General features: G+C 73.9%; 13 protein-coding genes. 7 read left to right on the plus strand and 6 right to left on the minus strand.

What is annotated here, in order from left to right:
* Window positions 1–28: 28 nt before the first annotated feature.
* A complete protein-coding gene (locus ACWCSV_RS19335; protein ID WP_451143710.1) occupies window positions 29–475 on the minus strand; it encodes a sel1 repeat family protein in 447 nt (148 codons plus the stop codon).
* A gap of 101 nt (window positions 476–576) precedes the next feature.
* Complete coding sequence (locus ACWCSV_RS19340) at window positions 577–1,743, minus strand: Lrp/AsnC family transcriptional regulator (protein ID WP_451143712.1); 1,167 nt, start codon at window positions 1,741–1,743, stop codon at window positions 577–579.
* Window positions 1,744–1,802: 59 nt separating this feature from the next.
* Between ACWCSV_RS19340 and ACWCSV_RS19345 the strand changes: the two genes are divergently transcribed.
* The 3 genes from ACWCSV_RS19345 to ACWCSV_RS19355 all read left to right on the plus strand — a co-directional run bounded on the left by ACWCSV_RS19345 (window position 1,803) and on the right by ACWCSV_RS19355 (window position 5,462).
* Window positions 1,803–2,999, plus strand: a complete 1,197-nt coding sequence (locus ACWCSV_RS19345; protein WP_451143714.1) for a M20 metallopeptidase family protein — start codon at window positions 1,803–1,805, stop codon at window positions 2,997–2,999.
* A 64-nt stretch (window positions 3,000–3,063) separates the two neighbouring features.
* A complete protein-coding gene (locus ACWCSV_RS19350; protein ID WP_451143716.1) occupies window positions 3,064–4,503 on the plus strand; it encodes an MFS transporter in 1,440 nt (479 codons plus the stop codon).
* Window positions 4,504–4,658: 155 nt separating this feature from the next.
* On the plus strand, window positions 4,659–5,462 hold the full coding sequence (locus tag ACWCSV_RS19355) for an ALF repeat-containing protein (RefSeq protein ID WP_451143718.1): 804 nt from the start codon (window positions 4,659–4,661) through the stop codon (window positions 5,460–5,462).
* A 97-nt stretch (window positions 5,463–5,559) separates the two neighbouring features.
* Here ACWCSV_RS19355 and ACWCSV_RS19360 read toward each other — a convergent pair whose 3' ends face one another.
* Entirely contained in the window at window positions 5,560–6,339 is a 780-nt protein-coding gene (locus ACWCSV_RS19360; protein ID WP_451143720.1) for an HAD family hydrolase, read from the minus strand.
* Between the two features lie 162 nt (window positions 6,340–6,501).
* On the opposite strand from ACWCSV_RS19360, the gene ACWCSV_RS19365 reads away from it, so the two are divergent.
* Window positions 6,502–9,096 carry a bifunctional FO biosynthesis protein CofGH gene (locus tag ACWCSV_RS19365; protein WP_451143722.1) on the plus strand — a complete coding sequence of 865 codons (2,595 nt, stop codon included), beginning with the start codon at window positions 6,502–6,504 and terminating at the stop codon, window positions 9,094–9,096.
* A 40-nt stretch (window positions 9,097–9,136) separates the two neighbouring features.
* Here the strand turns inward: ACWCSV_RS19365 and ACWCSV_RS19370 are convergent, their stop codons facing one another.
* Complete coding sequence (locus ACWCSV_RS19370; protein WP_451143724.1) at window positions 9,137–9,742, minus strand: TetR/AcrR family transcriptional regulator; 606 nt, start codon at window positions 9,740–9,742, stop codon at window positions 9,137–9,139.
* A 116-nt stretch (window positions 9,743–9,858) separates the two neighbouring features.
* Between ACWCSV_RS19370 and ACWCSV_RS19375 the strand changes: the two genes are divergently transcribed.
* Window positions 9,859–10,551 (plus strand): SDR family oxidoreductase, encoded by a 693-nt coding sequence (locus ACWCSV_RS19375; RefSeq protein ID WP_451143726.1) that lies wholly within the window; start codon window positions 9,859–9,861, stop codon window positions 10,549–10,551.
* A gap of 87 nt (window positions 10,552–10,638) precedes the next feature.
* Here ACWCSV_RS19375 and ACWCSV_RS19380 read toward each other — a convergent pair whose 3' ends face one another.
* Window positions 10,639–11,883, minus strand: coding sequence for an aminotransferase-like domain-containing protein (locus ACWCSV_RS19380; protein ID WP_451143728.1), 1,245 nt, complete (start codon window positions 11,881–11,883; stop codon window positions 10,639–10,641).
* Between the two features lie 191 nt (window positions 11,884–12,074).
* On the opposite strand from ACWCSV_RS19380, the gene ACWCSV_RS19385 reads away from it, so the two are divergent.
* Both ACWCSV_RS19385 and ACWCSV_RS19390 read left to right on the plus strand, forming a co-directional pair.
* Entirely contained in the window at window positions 12,075–12,770 is a 696-nt protein-coding gene (locus ACWCSV_RS19385; protein ID WP_451143730.1) for a class I SAM-dependent methyltransferase, read from the plus strand.
* A 93-nt stretch (window positions 12,771–12,863) separates the two neighbouring features.
* The gene (locus tag ACWCSV_RS19390) at window positions 12,864–13,748 is read left to right on the plus strand and encodes a carbon-nitrogen hydrolase family protein (protein ID WP_451143732.1); all 885 of its coding nucleotides are present in this window, start codon (window positions 12,864–12,866) and stop codon (window positions 13,746–13,748) included.
* 43 nt (window positions 13,749–13,791) lie between these two features.
* Here ACWCSV_RS19390 and ACWCSV_RS19395 read toward each other — a convergent pair whose 3' ends face one another.
* Window positions 13,792–15,345, minus strand: coding sequence for an MFS transporter (locus ACWCSV_RS19395; RefSeq protein WP_451143734.1), 1,554 nt, complete (start codon window positions 15,343–15,345; stop codon window positions 13,792–13,794).
* Between the last annotated feature and the right edge of the window lie 40 nt (window positions 15,346–15,385).

Genomic DNA, 15,385 nt, shown 5'->3' on the forward strand with positions numbered 1-15,385 from the left:
GAACCTACTCCCTGCGCAGGTCAGGGCCCTACAGCGGGTTGTCGCCCTTCATGTTGAGGGCGTGGCCGGGGCGGAAGAAGCGCTTCGCGGCGAAGTGGCCGTGCCCGGCGGCCATCCGGAACCAGGGCTCCGACGCCGCCAGCCCGTCGCGCTCCTCGACCAGGCGGCCCATCTCCCACATCGACTCGGGGTCCTTCCGCTCCACCCCCAGCCGGAACACGCGCTCCGCCTCGTCCAGGTCTCCCCGGATCTTCGCGAGCAGCGCGATCGACCGCAGGGCCCCCAGGTCGCCGCCCTCGGCCGCGGCTGCCAGCTTCTGCGGAGTGCCGTACTTCCGGTGCAGGTGCCAGGCGCGGAGCGCGAGGAGGAGGCCCAGCAGCCAGGCCGCCCAGCTGACGTCGAAGAGCGTGTCGTTGTCGGTCGCCATCCCGATCACACTCAGGACCGCCGCCACGACGAACAGCAGGAATGCCATGCGTACCCCCCCGGGTCACGTACTGCCCATCGGCACTCTTCCCGGCGGGCGCATCCGCTACCCCTGGGAGGCCACCCGGCTCGCTCACGCCCCCGGCTCGCTCATGCCTCCCGGCCGCCGCCCCGCAGCCGTGCCAGCAGGGCGTCCTCGGCGCGGTGGGCGCCCGGGTCCTCCCAGAAGGTGACGGGGACGCCCCGGATGTGGCGGCCGTACGGGTCCAGGACATGACCGGCCAGCTTCAGCGGCCAGAGGGTCACCGCCCGGTCGGCGACGACGAGTTCGGGAAAGCGAGTGGCCAACCGGGCCTCGAAGGAGCCGATTTCCTCGGCCGAGCGGAGCCACACCGCGAGCATCAGGTTGTACGGCCCCGACAGCGAGGCGCAGAGGCGGGTTTCACGCATCCCGATGAGCTGGGAGGCGATCCTGGCGGTTTCGGCGGCCGGGGCGATGCCCCACAGGGTCACCGAGATCGGCCAGCCGGAGAGGTAACGCGCCACCTCGCAGCGGTAGATGAGGGCGTCCTCGCGGTGCATCCGGTCGAGCCGGCGGCGTACGGTGCTGGGGCTCACGCCCAGGCGCTCCGCGAGCCGGGCGGCGGGCCGGCGGAAGTCCTCGCTCAGCAGGAGGTAGAGCCGGTTGTCCAGGTCGTCCGGGGTGGTCAGGCCCCGGCGCGGGTGGGAGGGGCCCCGGTCCCTGGTCAGGGCGTCCCGGCTGTCCGGGTCGAGCCGGTCCAGCCGCCAGCGGCTGCCCTCGGTATGGACGGCTGTGGCGATCTGCGAGCGGGTGGCAGCGACTCCGGGCAGCGCGCCGAGGCGGAAGCCGACGTACCGGGCCAGCATCGCCTGGTCGGGGAAGGCGGCGGTGAGGACGAGGTCGCGGGAGCCGGTGACGTGCTCGATGGTGATCAGATGCGGGTCGTCCGCGATCTCCGCCGCCACTGTGTGCAGGGCGCCCGCCGCGCAGTCCACCTCGATGAACGCGATGATCGGCAGCGTCACGCCGGACGCCACCGTGTAGCAGCTCAGCCAGGCGTGTCCGGCTTCGGTGAGCCGGTGCCAGCGGCGCGCGGCCGTCGAACCGTCCACCCCGAGCGCCTTGCCGATCTGCGCCCACTCCGCCCGGGGCGAGGTCTGCAACGCGGTGATCAGGAGATAGTCCAGCTCGTCCAGCGGCGCTTCGTCGGGGGCGGTGGTCCCGGGGCCGGTAATCGGGTCCGGCCTGCGGGCGGGCGCCGGGACCGTGGCGGATTTCTGCGTGGAGGACCTCATCGGCGCCGCTTTCCTGCGGATGATCATCAGTGGAGTGCTCGGGTCCGCACCATACGCCCATGTCTCTGCTCCAGGATGCCCACGCCCTCGCCCCCGCGCTGACCGAACTCCGCCACGCCCTCCACCGGGAACCCGAACTCGGCCTCGACCTCCCGCTCACTCAGCGCAGGATCGTGGACGCCCTGGCGGGCCTCGGGCTGGAGATCACCCTGGGGGAGAAGCTCAGCTCCGTCACCGCGGTGCTGCGCGGCGGGCTGCCCGGTCCGGCGGTGCTGCTCCGGGGAGACATGGACGGGCTGCCCGTCCAGGAGGACACCGGTCTCTCCTACGCCTCCGTGCTCGACGGCCGGATGCACGCCTGCGGCCACGACCTGCACGTCACCGGGCTCGTCGGCGCGGCCCGGCTGCTGGCGGACCGGCGCGCGGAGCTGGCCGGGGACGTGGTGTTCATGTTCCAGCCCGGCGAGGAGGGCCAGGGCGGCGCGAAGATCATGATCGAGGAGGGGGTGCTCGACGCCGCGGGGGAGCGGGTCGTCGCCGCGTACGCCCTGCACGTGGTCTCCACCGGGGCGCCGACCGGCTTCGCCGCCACCCGGCCCGGCCCGATGCTGGCCGCCTCGGACGCCGTCCACGTCACTGTGCACGGCCGGGGCGGGCACGGCTCCTCCCCGCACCTGGCGGCCGACCCGGTGCCCGCGATGTGCGCGATGGTCACCGCGCTCCAGACCCTGGTCACCCGTGAGAGGGACATCTTCGATCCGGCGGTCGTCACCGTGGGCCGGATCGCGGCCGGTACGGCGGCCAATGTCATCCCGGAGCAGGCGCGTTTCTCGGCCACCGTACGGACCTTCTCCGATGCCGCCCGCGCCGGTGTCCGCGCAGGTTTCGAGCGGACCGTGCACGGGGTGGCCGCCGCCCACGGGGTCACCGCGACCGTCGACTACGTCGACCAGTACCCCCCGACCGTCAACCACGCCGAGGAGGCGGCCTTCGCGCTGGAGACCGCGCGGCGGATCCTCGGCCGGGACCACGCCTTCGAGGCGCCCAAGCCGATGGCCGGGGCGGAGGACTTCTCCTTCGTGCTGCGCGAGGTGCCCGGCGCGTTCGTCGGGCTCGGCGCCTGCCCGCCCGGCGTGGACCCCGCCACCGCCCCGATGAATCACTCCGCCCAGGCGGTGTACGACGACGGCGCCCTGCCGCACGCCGCCGCGCTGCTCGCCGGGCTGGCCCTGCGCCGCCTCGGCCACGACGTGTAGCGGTCCCTCCCCGCTTTCGGCCCTCTCGGTGTCACCGCCGTCCCGCACCCGCTGGAGCCCGCCCATGACCTCCACCGCCCCGCCCACCCCGCCGTCGGCCACCCCGCCCCCGGCCGTACCGCCGCCCGCCACCGCGTCCGTGACGGCGGTCGTGGGGCTCCTCGTGTTCTTCGAGGCGACCAGCGGCTTCCTTCAGGTCGGGCTGGCCCCGCTGCTGCCCGACCTCGCCGACCACCTCTCCATCGGTTCGGCCTCCCTCAACTGGGTGGTCTCCGTCCAGCTGTTGGCGGCGGCGGTGTGCGTCCCGCTGTTCGGGCGGCTCGGCGATCTGTACGGCCACCGCCGGATGCTCCGGATCGCACTCGCGCTGATCGCCGCCGGAACGCTGACCGTCGCCCTCGCGCCCGACTACCCGGTGCTGCTGGCCGGCCGGGCGCTCCAGGGGCCGATCGCGGCGCTGCTGCCGCTGGAGATCGCCCTCGTACGGGACCGGCTGCCGGTCGCCGAAGCGCGCCGGGCCATCGCCCGGCTCGTCGGGGCCCTGACGCTCGGCGCGATGGCGGGCGGGGTGGTGATGGGGCTGGTGGACTCCGCGTTCGGCTCGCTGCGGCTGACCCTGCTGGTCCCTGCCGTCCTCGCGGCGGCCTGCGTACCGGTCTCCTTCGTCGCCGTACCCGAGTCGCGGAACAGGGCGGGCGGGCGCGTCGACCGGGCCGGGGTGGTGCTCCTCGGCGCCGCCATGATCGCCCTGCTCGCCGGGGTGTCCGGCGCGGAGGACGGCTCCTGGGGCTCGGTACGCGTACTCGGCCCGGTGCTCCTGGGGCTCGCGCTGCTCGCCCTCTGGGTGCGGGTCGAGCTGCGCAGCGGCGAACCACTGGTGGACGTACGGGCGTTGGCGGCGCGGACCACCGCGCCCTTCTACGGAGCGGCCTTCCTCTTCGGAGTCTTCTACTTCGGCAGCCAGACCCCCAACTCCACCTTCTACGCGGCCGATCCGGCGGTCAACGGTTACGGGTTCGGGCTCGGCGCCCTCGCCATCTCGCTGGTGTCGCTGCCCGGCGCGGTCGGCAGCGTCATCGGCTCCCTCTCCACGGCCGCGCTGGCGAAGCGGATCGGCTACCGTCCGACGCTGATGGCAGCCTTCGGCCTGGTCGCGCTCACCTTCACCCAATTCGCCTTCTTCCACGAGGAGATGTGGCAGATGGCGACCGGATCCGCCTTCCTCGGACTCGGCATCGGGCTGGCGCTGGGAGCCATGCCCACCGTCATCGTGGAGGCGACCGAGCCCGCCCGTACGGGGATCGCCGCAGCCCTCTACAACAACGTGAAGACGCTCGGCGGGGCCGTGGCGGGCGGGGTGTTCGCCTCCCTGCTCGGCGCGTTCCGCTCGGACCTGACCGGCGAGCCGGGCGAGGGCGGTTACACGGCGGTGTGGCTGGTCGGCGCGGCGGCGGCCCTCGCGGCGGTCGCGATGAGCGCGCTGTCGCGGCGCCGGGAGGGGTGAGGCGCGCCCCGCGAAGAGGCAGTCCGCCTCGGGTAATACAAGCCGGCGGAATGTAAGGCAGCTGTTCATCACGGGTACTGGCGCGCCGCGTTGATGCGTGTACCAGGCACCTGGATGCTTCGTGCCGACGGACCCACCGAGCATGGAGGCACACCATGAGAATGACCCGAGCCGCGCTGCTGGTCGCCGCGACCGCTCTGACGCCCGCGCTCCTCCTCGCCGCACCGGCCTTCGCCGCCGGCACGTCCGCGTCGTCCGCACCCGCCGCGCCCTACACGCCCTTCTCGCCCCCGCCGGTGGCCTGCCCGGACGCCCCGTCCGGCACGGACACTCCGGTCGACCAGCTGACGGAGGACGGACTCCGGGCGGAGATCCAGGGCATCATCGCGGACCCGAACGCCGGGCGGTCGGTCCTGAGCGCGGCGAACGCGGCCCTGGCCGGCACGGTGGACGACCTGCGCGCCTTCCTCGAGACGGGTTGCACCACGGCCCAGAACGGCGACGACCTCTTCACGGTCGCCCGCGTCATCGCCGTGGCCCAGCAGAACGGTGACACGTACGTGCAGCGGGCGGGCAGCGACGCCATGACCGCCTCCGAGACCGACCCCGGAGCGGCGCGCGCCTTCCTGGATACGGGATACCCCGAGGCCCAGCTCAAGGACGACTACCTCGCCGTCGCCCGCATCAGCGCGGCGGCCCAGCAGAACGGCGACAAGTACGTGCAGCGGGCGGCCAGTGCCGCCTTCGACGCCAACACCCCCGAAGCCGTCAGCTACTTCCGGTGGACCGGATACAAGGCGGCCCAGTTCCAGGACGACGCGCTGTACGTCGTCCGTATGCTCAACGACCCGAACCTCAGCGACGCCATGAACGCCGCGATCCAGGATCTCCTCAGCAACGGCACCGCGGAGGACTACCGGTACTTCCGGACGGTCGGCCAGTACGAGATCGGCGGCTGACCCCGGCCGCTCCCGGTGGTGTTCCCCCGACGGGCTTCCGCCGGAGCACCGCGAGAACGCCACCGGGCGGTGGGGGCCGGTGCGTCCGCCGGCCCGGTCACCGCACCGAACGCAGCGCCCGGAGCGTGGGCGTCCCGCCCCGCTCCGGCCGCCGCGCCGGATCGTCCCGTACGGACCCCTCGCCGCCGCCGTCCGTACCGGTACTGCCCGTACCGCCGCTCCCGTTTCCCCGCTCCCGTACCAGCCCCGGCAGTGCGGTCAGCTCGGTGAGCGCGTCCACCCGCCAGTCCGCCGACTCCACCACGTCCGGGTGATCCGCCCACCAGTGCCCGTAAGGGCCCCGCCGCAGGTGTGCGGTGCGCAGACCGGCGGCCTGCGCCGGGAAGAGGTCCTCGGCCGGGTGGTCGCCGACGTACACCGTGGTGCGCGGGTCGGAGTCCGACGCCTTGAGCACCCGTGTGAAGAACTCCGGGTCCGGCTTGGCCACGCCCCACTCCGCCGAGGTGACGACGAGGTCCGCCGGGAGGTCCAGGGCCCGCAGCTGCTCGGTGGCGCGCATCGACCGGTGCCCCGCCACCACCACCCGGAACCCGAGCGAGCGGAGTCCGGCGAGCGCCGGGCGTACGTCCGGGTAGAGGTCCCGTTCGCCGAGGTGCTCGCCGCGCCCCGCCGCCTCACGGGCCAGTTCCGCCTCCGCCACGTCCATGCCGGGGCGGAGCAGCGCCAGCGCGTCCGCGGCGTTTCCGCCCCCGACGACGGCGGCACCGACCAGAGCGCTCACCGTGTGCGCGGGCACACCCAGCCAGTCGGCCCAGGACGCCCAGTGGCGGTCGTCGCGTACGAGGGTCTCACCGATGTCGAACACGATCGTTTCCATCACCGTGCCGACCCTACGGGGCGGACCCCGCCGCACCGCCGACATCCGCGCCCGGGCGCGCGGCGCGGGTCGTGCCGGGCGCGGTGAGGGGTGCGCGATTGTGCGATCAGGTGTGCGCGAACGTGTAAGTGACCGGCGGACTCCGGCCCGGGCCCCGCTCGTATGCTCGATCCCATGACCGATCCTCAGAGCGGACGCCCCACGACCAACGCCATGCGGCGCGCACTCAAACGGGCACGTGACGGTGTTGCCCTCGACGCGACCGAGGCCGCCGTACTCCTCCAGGCGCGCGGCGACGATCTGACGGACCTCGCCGCGTCCGCCGCCCGGGTACGCGACGCGGGCCTGGCAGCGGCGGGCCGGCCGGGCGTCATCACTTACTCCCGCAAGGTGTTCATCCCGCTCACCCGCCTCTGCCGCGACATCTGTCACTACTGCACCTTCGTCACCGTCCCCGGCAAGCTCCGCCGCGAGGGCCACGGGATGTTCCTCTCCCCCGACGAGGTCCTCGACATCGCCCGCAAGGGCGCGGCGCTCGGCTGCAAGGAAGCGCTCTTCACCCTCGGCGACCGCCCCGAGGACCGCTGGCCCGAGGCGCGGGAGTGGCTGGAGGCCGAGGGGTACGACGACACCCTGGCGTACGTACGCGCCATGGCGATCCGGGTCCTGGAGGAGACGGGCCTGCTCCCGCACCTCAACCCCGGCGTGCTCGGCTGGACCGACCTCCAGCGGCTCAAGCCGGTCGCCCCGTCGATGGGGATGATGCTGGAGACCACCGCGACCCGCCTGTGGTCCGAGAAGGGCGGCCCGCACCACGGCTCCCCGGACAAGGAGCCGGCGGTCCGGCTGCGCGTCCTGGAGGACGCCGGCCGCTCCAACGTCCCCTTCACCACCGGCATCCTGATCGGCATCGGCGAGAACTACGAGGAGCGTGCCGACTCCCTCTTCGAGATCCGGCGCACCGCCCGTGCCTACCACGGCATCCAGGAAGTCATCATCCAGAACTTCCGCGCCAAGCCGGACACCGCGATGCGCGCGATGCCCGACGCGGAGCTGGAGGAGCTGGCCGCGACGATCGCGGTCGCCCGGCACATCCTCGGCCCCGCGGCCCGCATCCAGGCCCCGCCGAACCTGGTGGACTCCGAGTACGCGCTGATCGTCGGCGCGGGCATCGACGACTGGGGCGGGGTCTCGCCCCTCACCCCCGACCACGTCAACCCCGAACGCCCCTGGCCGCACATCGACGAACTCGCCGCCCGCACCGCCGAATCCGGCTTCGCGTTGCGCGAACGCCTCACCATCTACCCGGAGTTCATCCAGCGCGGCGAACCGTGGCTCGACCCCCGGCTGCTCCCGCACGTGCGCGCGCTCGCCGACCCGGAGACCGGCATGGCGAAGGAGGGCGCGATCCCCGTCGGCCTGCCCTGGCAGGAACCGGACGAGGAGTTCGGCGCGAGCGGACGCACCGACCTGCACCGCACCATCGACACCGAGGGCCGCACCGGCGACCGCCGCGAGGACTTCGACGAGGTGTACGGGGACTGGGAGGCGCTCCGCGAGGCCGCCGCCCCCGGCATGGTCCCGTCCCGCATCGACGCGGACGTCCGCGAGGCGCTGAGCCAGGCCGCCGCCGACCCGACGAAGCTCACCGACGCCCAGGCCCTCGCCCTGCTCCACGCGGAGGGCCCGGCGCTCGACGAGCTCTGCCGGATCGCGGACACGCTGCGCCGCGACACGGTCGGCGACGAGGTCACCTACATCGTCACCCGGAACATCAACTTCACCAACGTCTGCTACACCGGCTGCCGTTTCTGCGCCTTCGCGCAGCGCCGCACCGACGCCGACGCGTACACCCTCTCCCTCGACCAGGTCGCCGACCGGGCCGCCCAGGCCTGGGACGTCGGCGCGGTGGAGGTCTGCATGCAGGGCGGCATCCACCCGGACCTCCCCGGCACCGCCTACTTCGACATCGCGCGGGCCGTGAAGGAACGCGTCCCCGGCATGCACGTGCACGCCTTCTCCCCGATGGAGGTCGTCAACGGGGCCACCCGCACCGGGCTTTCGATCCGCGACTGGCTGACCGCCGCGAAGGAGGCCGGACTCGACTCCATCCCCGGCACGGCGGCGGAGATCCTGGACGACGAGGTCCGCTGGGTCCTCACCAAGGGCAAACTCCCCACCGCCACCTGGCTGGAGGTCGTGAGGACCGCCCACGAGGTCGGCCTGCGCTCCTCGTCCACCATGATGTACGGACACGTCGACCAGCCCCGCCACTGGCTGGGCCACCTCCGTACCCTCGCCCGGCTCCAGCAGGAGACCGGCGGGTTCACCGAGTTCGTGACCCTGCCCTTCATCCACACCAACGCCCCGGTCTACCTCGCCGGCATCGCCCGCCCGGGCCCCACCGACCGCGACAACCGCGCCGTCACCGCCATGGCCCGGCTGCTGCTCCACCCGCACATCACCAACATCCAGACCAGCTGGGTGAAGCTCGGTACCGAGGGCGCCGCCGAGATGCTCCGCTCGGGCGCCAACGACCTCGGCGGAACCCTGATGGAGGAGACCATCTCCCGTATGGCCGGATCGAGTTACGGCTCGTACCGCTCCATCCAGGACCTGGTCGCCATCGCCGAACTCGCGGGCCGCCCGGCGAAGCCGCGTACCACCCTGTACGGAGAGGTCCCCGAGGAACGCGTCGCCGCCGCGACCGTCTCGGACGGCCATCTGCCGGAGCTGCTGCCGGTCCTGCCGGGCTGACCGGGTGTGCGCCCGCCGCCCCGCAATCCCCGGGTGGGGGTCACGGGGCGGCGGGCTCAGGGTGCGTGACGGGTCCCGCCTCCGGTCGGCCGCGCTCCGTCAGGGCCGCGTGCGCGGCGGCGAGGATCTCCTCGGAGAGCGGGGAGCCCTTGGTGGCCCGTGACAGGACGAGCGCGCCGAACAGCGTGCAGAGGCGGGCGATGCCGTCCTCGTCGTCGGTGGCGAGGAAGCCGGCGAAGCCGGCCACCCCCTCGGTGTAGACGCGCCGGGCCTCGCGCCCGCCTCCGTCCCGTGCGACATCGGTGGCGAGCCCGGCGACCGGACAGCCGCCCGCCGGGTCGTCGCGGTGTCCGACGGAGAGGTAGGTGTCGATCAGCGCCCGCTGAGTGGCGTCGCGCTGCCCCCCGTGCTGCCTGAGCCCGGCGGCGTGGTGCCCGGCGAGCCGGGTGAAGGCGTGGGCGGTCGCCTCGTCGACGAGCGCCTCCTTGGAGGCGAACTGCTTGTAGAACGCCCCGTGGGTCAGACCGGCCGCCTTCATCAGGTCGGCGACGCTGACGTGCGTGCCCTGCTCCCGGAAGAGCCGGGAGGCGGTGTCCACCACCCGGCTGCGGTTCTCCTCCGCCTGCGCCTGCGACACGCGGCCCATGACTGCCTCCCTTTTTGGATGTCGACTGGCATCTATCGTAGAACGGTGTTTAGATTACGTGCATCATCTAATGGGTGTGGGTGGCCGGAGGGCGCCCGCCAGGGCCGGGAGCAGACATGGAACTCAAGAACGCGGTCGCAGTCGTCACCGGCGCCAACCGGGGCCTCGGACGGCACCTGGCCGCCCAGCTCGTGGAGCGCGGCGCGAAGGTGTACGCGGCGGCCCGGCGCCCCGAGCTGATCGACCTGCCCGGCGTCACCCCCTTGCGGCTGGACGTCACGGACCACGCGTCGATCGAGGAGGCCGCCCGTACCGCGTCCGACGCGACGCTGCTCATCAACAACGCGGGCGTCCTCACCGGCGCGGCGTTGGTCGGCGGAGACCTGGACGAGGTGCGCCGGGAGATGGAGACCAACTTCTTCGGCCCGCTCGCCGCGACCCGCGCTTTCGCCCCGGTCATCGAGGGCAACGGCGGCGGCGCCGTGCTCAACGTCCTGTCGGTCCTGTCCTGGATGCACCCGGGCGCCGTCGGCTCCTACGCCGCCTCCAAGGCCGCCGCCTGGGCGCTGACCGGTGCGACCCGCGACGAGCTGGCGCCGCGCGGCATCGCCGTCTCGGCGCTGCACGTCGGCTACATGGACACCGACATGGCCGCCGCGGTCCCCGCCGACCGGAAGACCGACGCCGCAGACGTCGCGGCCCAGGCCCTGCACGGCATCGAGGCGGGCCTGCCCGAGATCATCGCCGACGCGGTGACCCGGCAGGTCAAGCAGAGCCTGGCCGCCGCGCCGCAGCCGAGCGCCGTCTGATCCGCGCGCTCACCCCGTGACGCCGCACGCGCCGCCGTCCCGTACCTCCCTGTACCTCCACGTCGGCGAACGGGGAAGGCGGCCCGCTCAGGCGTGCGCGACAGGCTGCGCTGCGGTCGCCCTTGCCGATGCCGGTGCCCCCGTGGAGTCCAGCGCCTTGCCCAGCCGCAGCAGCCCCTCGGCGATCTCCTCGGGGGTGTGGGTGGTGAAGGACATCCGCAGGGCCGCCGGGTCGGGGGTCCCGGAGTAGAAGGGGGCGCCGGGCACGTACGCCACCTCGTGGGCGATCGCCTTCGGCAGCAGGGCGGTCGCGTCGTGGCCGTCGGGCAGCCGGACCCAGACGAACATCCCGCCGTCCGGCCGGTTCCAGGTGCTGCCCGGCGGGAGGGCGGCGGGCAGGCCGTCGAGCAGGGCGTTCCGGCGGTCGCCGTACGCGGAGCGGACCCGGCCCACATGGGCGTCGAGGTCGGAGACCTCCAGATAGCGGGCGGCGGCCGCCTGGTCCACGGCGGAGCAGTGCAGGTCGGCGGCCTGCTTGACGATCACGCAGGCCCGGCGCAGCGCGGCGGGCGCACGGAGATGACCGAGGCGCATGCCGGGGGACATCACCTTGGAGAAGGTGCCGAGCAGGACCGTGCGGTCGGCGGCGGCATCCAGCGACGCGATCCACGGCACGCGCTCGCCCTCGTAGCGCAGCTCGCCGTACGGGTCGTCCTCGACGATCCACAGCCCGAGCCGCTGCGCGACGTCGGCGACGGCCTGCCGGCGCGCGAGCGGGAGGGTGCGCCCGGTCGGGTTCTGGAAGGTGGGAATCGTATAGAGCAGCTTGGGCCGTTCCCGCTCGACGAGCTCCGCGAGCGCCACCGGGTCGATGCCCTCGTCGTCGCACGGCACCGGCAGGACCCGCGCCCCCGCGAAGCCGAAGCACTGCAACGCCGCGAGATACGTGGGGTCTTCGACGAGGACGGTGTCGCCGGGCTCCAGCAGCGCCGTGGTGAGCAGGGTCAGCGCCTGCTGCGATCCGGTGGTCACCAGCAGGTCCTCCGCCCGGGTCGGCAGCCCCCGCGCGGAGTACCGGGCGGCGACGGCCGCCCGCAGCCCCGGATCGCCCTCGGTCACCGAGTACTGGAGCGCCCGTGCCGCGTCCTCGGCCAGCACGTGGTCGTAGGCGGCCCGGATCCCCTCGGTGTCGAACAGCTCCGGCGCCGGGAGTCCGCCCGCGAACGAGATTATTTCGGGCCGCGCGGTCAGCGCGAGGATCTCGCGTACGGGCGAGGCGTCGACCGTGGAAGCGCGTGCGGCGAGGGCGGGGGTGGCGGCTCGGGTCGTCATGGGGGCAGTTTATGGACAACCCGGCCTCGGTCGGCAGACGTTGTCCGTGCCGAATTTCACGCGGCCCGCTCCTCGCGTCCGTTCGCCCGGCGCGGCGGATTCCGCGCGGGGTGCGGGTTCCGCCCCGACTCCGTTGGCCCTGCGAGCGGTTCGCGCGAGACCTGGAGCAACGGCCGTCGCATGCTGAGGACATGACCGCACGAGACTTCACACCGGCCCTCGGCCGATTCGCACCCACACGTCTCTACGATCCGGTGGTCGCCGCAGTGACCCGCGAGCCCGTCTGGCGCGGGCTGGTCGTCGCACTGGTCGCGCCGGCCCCCGGGGGCCTCGTCGTCGACGTGGGCTGCGGGACGGGCACACTCGCCCTTCTGCTGCACGCGGCGCAGCCGGAGGCCCGGATCATCGGAGTGGACCCCGACCCCGAGGTGCTGTCCCTCGCGCGCCGCAAGGCCGGGCGGGTGGGCGCGGGCGACGGGGAAGCGGGCGGGAGCCCGGGACCGGGCCCGGAGTGGCGGGAAGGGATGGGCGACGCGCTCCGGGAGGTGCTGGGTCCCGTCGCCGGGTCCGTGGACGCCGTTGTCAGCAGCCTGGTGCTGCATCAGTGCCCGTTGGCGATGAAGAGGGCGGTGCTGGCATCGATGCGTGCGGCGCTGCGCCCCGGCGGGAGGGTGGTGATCGCCGACTACGGTCTCCAGCGCACCCGCGCGATGCGCCTCGCCTTCCGTACGGTCCAGTTCGCCGACGGCAAGCGGGACACGCAGCCCAACGCGGACGGCGTACTGCCCGAGCTGATGACCGGGGCAGGGTTCGAGGAGGTGCGCGAAGCGCACGTGGTGCCGACCGCCACCGGGTCGATCTCCGTCTACACCGCCCGGCGGGCCTGAGCGCGGAGCGCCGGCAGCACGGCCGCCGGTGTGACGCCCGGCATCCCGCGCATCCGACGGGTGGCCCGGAGCCCGCCGGTATCCTGGGCCCCCGTGACCGCACGCACCTCACCCACCGCCCCGCCCCGCACGTACCCCGTCCCGTCGGGCCCGCTCCGGGTGGCCGCCGCGCAGGCGCAGGCCGTGGCCGGGGACGTGGAGGCCAACACGGCCACCGCCGCCGTCCTGGTCCGGGAGGCCGCCGGGGCCGGGGCCCGGGTGGTCGTACTCCCGGAGAAGTTCCTCAGCGGGTACGAGCCCGGCCTCGTCCGCGCCGAACCGCTGCGCTGTGCCGTGCAGCCCGGCGACCCGCGCCTCGCCCCGCTCGCCGACGCCTGCCGGGAGACCGGCACGGTCGCCGTGGTGGGCGCCGCGTTCCACGAGGCGGGGGACCTGTACGTGTCCGCGCTGGTCATCGGGGCGGACGGGGAGCTGGTCACCCGTTACGACAAGCAGTACCTCTTCAGGACCGAGCGCGAGGTCTACCGGCCGGGCACGGCCGGGTGCACTCTCGACGTCGACGGCTGGCGGCTCGGTCTCGGGATCTGCTACGACTCCGGCTTCCCCGAGCACGCCCGCGCCGCCGCCCTGGACGGCTGCCACGCGTACCTCGTCGGCGCCCTGTTCAGTGTCGGCAACGGCTACCACGAGTCGCGTACGTGGTTCCCCGCCCGCGCTCTCGACAACACCGTCTACACGGTCCTGGCCAACCACATCGGCACCACCGGCGGCTGGAACACCTGCGGCGGCAGTGGGGTGTGGGGCCCGGACGGGCGGCTGCTGACCGAGGCCGGACCGGACGGGCGCGAGGTGGTCACCGCCGACCTCGACCCGGCCGCCCTGACCGCCGCCCGCGACGCGGAGGCGATGCTGAGCGACCTGGACCGGGTGGTGGCGGGGGAGCGGGCGCGGTACGTGCTGGGCGGCCGTCGGCCGTAGCACCGCTCCGCCACCGTTTCCGGCCGGGCGGCCCCAGCGCTGCTCAGACCGTCGTTCCGGGCGCCCCGCCCCGGGCGATACGGGTGGCGAAGAAGGCGAAGGCCAGGGACAGGGCGGCCTGTACGGCCACGGCGACGGCGAATCCGCGGGGCAGCCCGGCGGCGGCGGAACCGTCCGCCGTCGCGTCGGCCACGGCGTGGAAGAGGCCGCCCAGGAGCGCGACGCCCAGGCCGAGCCCGAGCTGCTGCAAGGTGGTGAAGAGCCCGCCGGCGACACCCGCCGCCCAGGTCGGGGTGCGGGAGAGGACCGTACGCAGGACCGGCCCGTACATCAGGGCCTGGGTGACACCGAGCGCGATCAGCAGCGGCTGCAGGGCCCACGGGGTGTGGCCGTGCGTGCCGTTCACGGCGAGGGCGAGGCCCACGAGCGCCGCGGCCTGCCCGATGGCCGCACCCGTCATCGTCCAGCGCCCGGTGCGGCGTTCCACGGCCGGCAGGGCGAGGGCGGTGACGATGAACCCACCGCCGAACCCGAGCATCAGGACGACGGCGTCCCAGGCGTCCACGCCGAACGCGCCCTGGGCGAGCGCCGAGAACTCGTACAGGAACGCGCCGTAGCCGGTGAAGAACAGCAGCGACATGATCAGGCCGTGTCGCACGGCCGGGGTGCGCAGCACGCTCGGCGGGACGACGGGCAGTGCGCCGCGGCGTTCGGCGGCGCGCTGCGAACGGGCGAAGGCGGCGAGCACCGCACCGCCCGCGGCCAGCATCGCGAGCACCGGGGCCGGACCGCCCGCAGAGGTGCCCAGGGTCAGGGGCACCACGACCAGGAGCAGGCCCGTGCCGAGGAGTGCTGCTCCGCGCAGGTCCAGCGTGAGCGGTGCCGTCGAGCGCGACTCGGGCACGGAGCGCAGGGCGAGCAGTGCGGCCGCGCCGATCGCCCCGGTGAGTATCTGCACGAGCCGCCAGCCCCAGTGGTCACCGGCGGCCTGGGACACGGCGCCCGCGAGGAGCTGCCCGGCGACGGTCGCGATGCCGCCGACGGCGGCGAACAGCGTGACGCCCCGCGCCCGCAGCTTCTCGGGCGCCGTGGACTGGATGGTGGAGAGGACCTGCGGGGTGAACAGGCCGGCGGCCACGCCCAGCACGGCGCGCAGCACGACGAGGGTCACCAGGTTCGGCGCGAGGGCGGCGAGCACGGAGGCCACACCGAACGCGCCGACCCCCGTCGCGAGCAGCCGGCGCCGCCCGAACCGGTCGCCCAGACGCCCGGCGACGACGAGGGTCGCGGCGAACGCCGTGGTGTACGCGGACAGCACGAGCTGTCCGCCCGACGCGGTCACACCGAGATCCCCGGTGATCGCGGGTTCGAGCAGGTTGACCGAGCCGAACGTCATGTTCACGGGCAGGAAGGCGACGAGCAGCGCGGCGAGCCCCGCGCCGGTGAGGGCACGCGCCGGGGGCGGCGCCACGGTGTGCGGGACGGGGGCGGTGCCGGGGACGGCTCGTGTAGTGCGCGGGGCAGGGGCGGTGCCGGGGACGGCTCGTGTGGTGCGCGGGGCAGGGGCCGGTGCGGACGGTGCGGTCGTGAGGGTCATGGCCAGACTGTGCGCCTCGCGCCATCCTGGTACCAGGAGC

The organism is Streptomyces sp. NPDC001770, assembly GCF_053596135.1.

What these genes read in the sequence shown, in the direction of transcription:
- ACWCSV_RS19335 (WP_451143710.1), bottom strand. Translation starts at nt 475, where the DNA reads ATGGCATTCCTGCTGTTCGTCGTGGCGGCGGTCCTGAGTGTGATCGGG.
- ACWCSV_RS19340 (WP_451143712.1), bottom strand. Translation starts at nt 1,743, where the DNA reads ATGAGGTCCTCCACGCAGAAATCCGCCACGGTCCCGGCGCCCGCCCGC.
- ACWCSV_RS19345 (WP_451143714.1), top strand. Translation starts at nt 1,803, where the DNA reads ATGTCTCTGCTCCAGGATGCCCACGCCCTCGCCCCCGCGCTGACCGAA.
- ACWCSV_RS19350 (WP_451143716.1), top strand. Translation starts at nt 3,064, where the DNA reads ATGACCTCCACCGCCCCGCCCACCCCGCCGTCGGCCACCCCGCCCCCG.
- ACWCSV_RS19355 (WP_451143718.1), top strand. Translation starts at nt 4,659, where the DNA reads ATGAGAATGACCCGAGCCGCGCTGCTGGTCGCCGCGACCGCTCTGACG.
- ACWCSV_RS19360 (WP_451143720.1), bottom strand. Translation starts at nt 6,339, where the DNA reads ATGGAAACGATCGTGTTCGACATCGGTGAGACCCTCGTACGCGACGAC.
- ACWCSV_RS19365 (WP_451143722.1), top strand. Translation starts at nt 6,502, where the DNA reads ATGCTCGATCCCATGACCGATCCTCAGAGCGGACGCCCCACGACCAAC.
- ACWCSV_RS19370 (WP_451143724.1), bottom strand. Translation starts at nt 9,742, where the DNA reads ATGGGCCGCGTGTCGCAGGCGCAGGCGGAGGAGAACCGCAGCCGGGTG.
- ACWCSV_RS19375 (WP_451143726.1), top strand. Translation starts at nt 9,859, where the DNA reads ATGGAACTCAAGAACGCGGTCGCAGTCGTCACCGGCGCCAACCGGGGC.
- ACWCSV_RS19380 (WP_451143728.1), bottom strand. Translation starts at nt 11,883, where the DNA reads ATGACGACCCGAGCCGCCACCCCCGCCCTCGCCGCACGCGCTTCCACG.
- ACWCSV_RS19385 (WP_451143730.1), top strand. Translation starts at nt 12,075, where the DNA reads ATGACCGCACGAGACTTCACACCGGCCCTCGGCCGATTCGCACCCACA.
- ACWCSV_RS19395 (WP_451143734.1), bottom strand. Translation starts at nt 15,345, where the DNA reads ATGACCCTCACGACCGCACCGTCCGCACCGGCCCCTGCCCCGCGCACC.